This window comes from Bradyrhizobium jicamae (genome assembly GCF_001440395.1).
Lineage (GTDB): Bacteria > Pseudomonadota > Alphaproteobacteria > Rhizobiales > Xanthobacteraceae > Bradyrhizobium > Bradyrhizobium jicamae.
Genome location: NZ_LLXZ01000227.1, coordinates 24209 through 30409 on the forward strand (window position 1 = coordinate 24209; position 6201 = coordinate 30409).

The 6201-nt window shown below is 63.1% G+C and carries 7 protein-coding genes; 2 read left to right on the top strand and 5 right to left on the bottom strand.

Annotation, left to right across the window (positions count from 1 at the left end; all coding sequences use genetic code 11):
* Positions 1-16 precede the first annotated feature (16 nt).
* Both CQ12_RS40250 and CQ12_RS40255 read right to left on the bottom strand, forming a co-directional pair.
* Complete coding sequence (locus CQ12_RS40250; RefSeq protein ID WP_198164397.1) at positions 17-676, bottom strand: hypothetical protein; 660 nt, start codon at positions 674-676, stop codon at positions 17-19.
* A 283-nt stretch (positions 677-959) separates the two neighbouring features.
* Positions 960-1163 carry a hypothetical protein gene (locus CQ12_RS40255; RefSeq protein WP_057840770.1) on the bottom strand — a complete coding sequence of 68 codons (204 nt, stop codon included), beginning with the start codon at positions 1161-1163 and terminating at the stop codon, positions 960-962.
* Positions 1164-1524: 361 nt separating this feature from the next.
* Between CQ12_RS40255 and CQ12_RS45580 the strand changes: the two genes are divergently transcribed.
* A complete protein-coding gene (locus CQ12_RS45580) occupies positions 1525-1698 on the top strand; it encodes a hypothetical protein (RefSeq protein WP_198164398.1) in 174 nt (57 codons plus the stop codon).
* A 51-nt stretch (positions 1699-1749) separates the two neighbouring features.
* Here the strand turns inward: CQ12_RS45580 and CQ12_RS47870 are convergent, their stop codons facing one another.
* Positions 1750-3051, bottom strand: coding sequence for an ATP-binding protein (locus CQ12_RS47870; RefSeq protein ID WP_430642308.1), 1302 nt, complete (start codon positions 3049-3051; stop codon positions 1750-1752).
* Here CQ12_RS47870 and CQ12_RS40265 point away from each other — a divergent pair.
* Positions 3029-4126, top strand: a complete 1098-nt coding sequence (locus CQ12_RS40265) for a hypothetical protein (protein ID WP_198164399.1) — start codon at positions 3029-3031, stop codon at positions 4124-4126. The genes CQ12_RS47870 and CQ12_RS40265 overlap by 23 nt on opposite strands.
* Before the next feature lie 110 nt (positions 4127-4236).
* On the opposite strand, the gene CQ12_RS40270 is transcribed toward CQ12_RS40265, so the two are convergent.
* Positions 4237-5232, bottom strand: coding sequence for a Bug family tripartite tricarboxylate transporter substrate binding protein (locus CQ12_RS40270; RefSeq protein ID WP_057840773.1), 996 nt, complete (start codon positions 5230-5232; stop codon positions 4237-4239).
* 36 nt (positions 5233-5268) lie between these two features.
* Positions 5269-6201 (bottom strand): class-II fumarase/aspartase family protein (locus CQ12_RS41545; RefSeq protein ID WP_083519700.1); only part of this gene is annotated, 933 nt, incomplete at its 5' end.

A 6201-nucleotide genomic window follows, 5' to 3' on the forward strand; every position in this document is an offset into this window, starting at 1 on the left:
CTCTGGAACAGTGTGCTTATCGGCGTAGACCGGAGGTCATTCGCCCGCCTTCGAACTGGGGCTCGTGACCCCATTGGGCGCCGACTCTTCCTCGCATCAAATCGCGCAACAGCATGGCCTCCCGAAGAGTCCTGCTCGAGGCCAGGACCGAGACGAGGCCCAGCGCCATCAGCAGCACGCCAAGCCACGTTGCCGTCCAACTGCGGCCGTCATCGGCTGCCTCGGCGGGAAAGGCGACGGGCGCCGCCGAAGGGACGGAGGCGGCAACCGCGTCGCCGGCAGCCGGCGCGGCTGACAGAAGCGTCTCCACGTCGACCTGGCGCGATGCGGATGGGTCAAGCGTGAGCTGATTGGCCACGCCATTGGCGAGGGCTGCGGCGCCCGCAGGGACGGAAGCGGCATCAGCCACCTTCAGCTTGGGTGCGAGCGGCGTCGGCGGAGAGGTTTCCGCCGGTGCGGAGCGCAGCAACTCCGCTCGCGCATCCGCGGCCGCCTTGCGCTTGCGTCTATCGGCCTCGTTCTCCTCGGAAGCGGTGACACGAGACTTCGCGGCGCGATGACGAACCTGCTTCTTCACCACCGTCGCCTCATCGGTCTGGAACCAGCATTTGCGGCGACCGTCGAACCGGTAGACCCAGTGCTGGCCGGCCGTCGTCGACTTGCCGGGCCGCGACAAGCACTCTTCTTCCGCTTCCGCGGGAGCGGGCGCGGTGGTCTGCCGGGGAGAGAAATTGAAAAAGTCGGCAATAGGATTCGAAGACGCAGGCGATGTCGAGAGACCTGCGACAAGGGCGGATGCAGCGAAGCAAAATCGCAAATAGCCGGACATGGCAGCAACCCGGTGTTGCGCCCCCAGCGCAACGAGCTTTGGCCGCGACCTAGGTCAGAATGCGGCTCAAATCTGGCGGCGCGGTGGATTCATTTTGGCCCGGAAACGAGCGGCGCCCTGGCGCAGGCCGCTATGCCGCCTCGGTTGCGTGGAGCTGCGCCTCCAGCGAAGCAATGGTGATCCGGATGTTGTCCTTCCGGACCTTCAGGCTTCGCGCCAACACCGGATAGGTTACGGCCGATAGATCATAAACACCCGCGCGGGCTTCGTCGTATTCGATGTCGACGGTAAGCAGTTCGACCGAGCGCGTGAGGCTTTCGATCAGTCTCGCCATTTGCGACCGGTTCGCCGCTGCCGTGCCCCGGAGTGTCTGAAGTAGATGCGAAATTGTCATTGATCGCCTTTGCGCTGATCTGATTTGGGACGCGCTCGCGGCGCATGCAGATGTACGGCAAAGGTGCTGCCAATCGCAGCGCCGAGAGCCTCCGTAGGACCCCGGGTAACGATCGGCAGTTGGCGTTTAAACCAGGGAACTCAAAGTCGGTAAGCGAGCGCCTTCAAAACGTCTCATAGGCGTGCTGATCCCGCAGCAGGCTGGGCGCGGATTCACAAGATAGAAACCATAGAAAATTATCTGAAAATTCTTGCGAAACAATTCGGCCGGCTAAGCGTCGGTTTGCCAGAGGGCAAGCGTCATGACAGAGCGCCAGTTCAAAGAGCTAGAAACCGAGATCGCGCGCTATCGGGTTCTGGAAGGAGAAGTTACCGATCCACTAGCTGCGGGACTGATACACGTCATCATCTCGGAACTTGAAGCTGACCTTGCGAAGGGTCGCGAGCCCAGTCAGCAATCTTGTCAGGGCAACTAGAAGCGAACATTGTCCAGCGCTTGTGACCGGGAGAGCAACCGGCCCTTCGCGTCACTCCGCGGCTAGCGGCGCTTCGCGCGGCACGATGATCCGGATCTTCGTTCCGGCGCCGGGCCTGGTTTCCAGATTGATCCGGCCCCCTAAGCGATTGGTCACGATGTTGTGGACGATGTGCAGGCCGAGGCCGGTGCTGCCCTGGTCGCGCCGGGTCGTGAAAAAAGGATCGAACACCTGGCGCCTGATCTCCGGGCTCATGCCGCAGCCGTCGTCCGAGAACAGCACTTCGACGTTGTGCTTGCCCGACGCCTGGGCCGCAATATGCACGGCGCCGCGCGCGCCGTCCGGATAGGCGTGCACCGCGGAATTGATAACCAGGTTGGTCAGCACCTGGCCGTACGGGCCGGGATAGCTGTTCATGGCGAGATCAGGCTCGCATGCGACGTTGACCACGAGATTTCTGCGCAGCCCGAACCGTAGTCCCTTGACGACCTGCTCGGTCACTTCGGCGAGATTAAAGCCTCTGCGGTCCGAAACGTTGCGATCGGTCGCAACCTGCTTGAACGACTGTATCAGATCGATCGCGTGATTGAGGTTGATCATGACTTGCGAGGCCGCCTCGCGGCTTGCCGCAATGAACTCGGTCAGGCTCGACCGGCGCACGTCGCCGATGGCGACATCGGCCTCAAATCGATCGGCCTTGTTGATGAAGGCCGAGGCGACCGTGAGACTGGTGCCGACGGGCGTGTTGAGTTCGTGCGCCACGCCCGCCACCAGCCTCCCGAGCGCAGCCAGTTTCTCGGTCTGCACCAGACTGTCCTGCGCGGCGTGGAGATCTTCCAGCGATTGCGACAGTTGCGTGGTGCGTTCCTGGACCTCGGCGAACAGCCGCGTGTTTTCGATGGCGATGACCGCCTGACCGGCAAAGGTTTTCAAGAGCTCGACCTGCGCCTTGGCAAATAATTGCGGCTCGAGCCGCATCACCGCAATGGCGCCGATCGCGACGTCGTCACGCAGCATCGGCACGACGAGGATGCTGCGATAGCCCGATGTTTTCTGCAGGCCGCTGTAGCCGCCGGAAACCAGCACGTCTGGCTCATGCACGACGCGGCGCTCGCGGATGGCGACCGAGATCAGGTTCTTGCTGGTCAGCGGGGCAGGGTAGGCCTTGCGCACCGCGGCCACCGATTCCGCGGAGAACTGATCGTAGGCGACCAGGTGGACATGATCTCCTTCGCGGCGGTAGACGGCGCTCAGCACGCTCTGGCACAGCCGCGCGGCGTTCTTGACGATCCGGTCGAACACCGGCTGGATGCCGGTCGGAGAATCCGAGATGAGGCTCAAGACCTCGGCCATCGCCGCTTGCCGCTCCCTGGCTTCCTGCAGTTCGAGGGTAAGCTGTTCAATTTCCGTCCTGGCGGGATTTTTGACTTTTGCGGCTTTCGGTTTTGCCAGGCTCTCGACGCGCACCCCCTTCGGCGCACGGCCGCGTTTTGCCGTGATCGCTGCGCGGCTCTTCGATCTGGTTGTTTCGCCGCCTGCTTTCATTGCCTGCCCATGTCCCCGGATAAGCTATCGTATCGCCTTGGGCCAGCAATGGGAAAATGGCGTCCGCACGTCCCGGAAGTGCCAAATGAGCGACATGTGTGATATCAGGGCATCAACTGAAGATAGCAAGCACATCCGTTGGTGGGTGCCAGGAAATCGACTGATCCATATGCTCGTTCGAATGATTCATGTGCTGGTTGCAGGATGTCTGTTGCTCCTTTTGCCCAGCCACGCCGCCGCTCAGGCCGGCGCGAATGCGGCGACCGCGACCTGCGGCGTCGATATCGAGGACCAGAAAGCGGATGTCCTGGAAGCTGCCTGCTTGCGCGAGTTCGGAAAACTCGCGAGCCGTGAGGGCGATCTGCTGACGCTGCGGCTCGAAAACGGCGCGTCCAAGACGTACCGCGATAATTCCAAGGCCTGTCAGGAGGACGACGCAAACAATTGCATCAGCTATCGGCTTGCTGCGTATCATGCCGAGGCGCATGTCTATTCGATCGTGATCGGGTATTACGAAGGAAGCAGCTTCGAACTTCTCAGCGCTCGGACGGGAAATGTCCTGCGTTTTTCAGGCTCGCCGCATTTTTCGCCGGATGGATCGAGGTTTGTCGTCATCGACAATGATCTTGCCTATGGCGGGCCCAATGATCTCGCCGTTGGCTCAAATGCAAACGGTTCGCTGTCGCTGGAGTGGGAGCATGCCAACACCGATAGCGAGCCTCACGAATGGCGCCTCGAGCGCTGGATCGACAACGACCATATCGCGCTGCGCGTGTATCCCGCTGGCAACGGACAAAAATGTCCCGACAACAACTGCGATGCGATGCTCGTGCGTTTCGGCGATGGCTGGGCGCTTCGGCGATTGCCGGCCGAACAGCAATAGTAGAATGACGAAATCGTAGCCCGGATGAGCGGAGCGATATCCGGGAACAGTCTCTCCGCGGATAAAGCTTTCCCGGATGTCGCTTCGCTCATCCGGGCTACAGGCGTCCATCAATCGATCGCCAGCCCGGCCTTGTGGATCAGCGGCACCCAGCGGTCGATTTCCGACTGGACGTAGGCGCGGAAGCCGGCTGGCGTGTTGGTCGCATCGTCAGGCATTTCGAGGCCGAGCGGGGCGAGGCGGGCGCGCAGGGTTGCGTCCTGCGTCGCCTTGCGGATCGAGGCATTGAGCCGCTCCACGATCGGTTGCGGCGTGCCCTTGGGCGCGAGGAATCCGAGCCAGACCGGGAAGTCGAGGCCGTCGACGCCGAACTCGTTGGTAGCGGGCAGGTCGGGCAGGGTGGAAATGCGCGCCGAGCGGAACACCGCCAGCGGCCGCACGGTCTTGGCCTGAATCTGGGCCAGCGCGGTGAGTGACACTTCGACCATGTAGTCGATCTGGCCCGCGATCAGATCGTTCATCGCGGGGCCCGTGCCCCGATAGGAGACCAGATTGACCTTGGTGCCGAGTCGCACGTTCAGCATGGCGGCGCCCATATGCGCCGACGAGCCGGGACCGGCGGTGCCGACATTGAGCTTTGATTCATTGGCGCGGACATAGTCGACGAACGCCTTGAAATTATCAGGCGGAAGGTCGCGCTTGACGATCAGCACCTGCGGGAGATCGCCGAGCAGTCCGAGATGCTCGTAGTCCGTAATGGGATTGTACTTCAGGTTCTTATAAAGGCCGACGCTCGACACGTGCGTGCCGGCCTGGCCGATCTGGATCGTGTAGCCGTCGGGCGTCGCGCGCGCGGCTCTGGTCGAGCCGATCGTGCCGCCGGCGCCGGCGACGTTTTCGATCACCAGCGTCTGCCCGAGATCGCGCGAAAGGAATTCGGCGTAGATGCGCGCGATCGCATCGGTCGGCCCGCCCGCCGCAAACGGCACGATGACGTTGATCGGTCGATCTGGATAGTTTGACTGCGCGCGCAGGATTGAAGGCATGCAGAGGGCACCAGCCAGGCCGAACGTGACGGCGCGGCGATCGAGCGTGCGGGACGCCATGAATCAATCCTCCCTAATGTCTATTGTTTGTCTGGTCTATCGTTTGTCGTGACGCGCGAGCACGCGGTCGACCATTGCGCCCGCGGTGCCGAGATAGTTGGACGGTTCGCACAAAGCGGCGAGCCGGTCGCGCGGAAGTGCGGATGCGATGGCCGGGCGCCGCAGCAGGGCATCGAGCAGCGCATCACCGCGCTCGAACGCATCGCGGCAGGCGGCGTAGACCTCGTCATGGGCAGTCTGCCGGCCGAGCGCGGGCGCAAGGCCCATCATGACGGCTTCGGCCACGATAAGGCCGCGCGTGGAATCGAGATTTCGCTTCATCGCCCTAGGCTCGACGATCAGGCCGGAGAGCATGAATTGCGCCTGCGAAAGCGAGCCGGAGGTCAGCAGGCACACTTGAGGCAACGCCAGCCATTCGCAATGCCATGGTCCGGTGGCGCGCTCGAGATCCTGCACCATGGCGTCCAGCATCAGCGAAGCGGCATCGCGCGATGCTTTCGCGTTCGCCAGCAGGATTTCCGAGGAGATCGGGTTGCGCTTCTGCGGCATGGTCGAGGAGGCGCCTCGATGCGAGGAGAACGGCTCGAATACTTCGCCGATCTCGGTCGCCATCAAGATCATGACGTCGTAGCCGATCTTGCCGAGCGCGCCGCAGATCACGGCCAGCGTCTGGACCAGTTCGACCAGCCCGTCGCGCGCGACGTGCCAGGTGATGTCGGGCTCAGCGAGACCGAGCGCGCGGGCGTAGGCTGCGCGCACATCGAGGCCGCGATCGCCGAGCGAAGCCAGCGTTCCCGCGGCGCCGCCGAGCTGCGCCTGCAGCGCGCGCGGCTTGGCCTGTTCGAGCCGTTCGGCCGAGCGCTGCAGCGCCGACAGCCAGATCGCGGCCTTGTGCCCGAACGTGATCGGCAGCGCCTGCTGCAGATGCGTCCGCCCCGCCATCGGCGTATCGCGGTGGAGGCGGGGGGG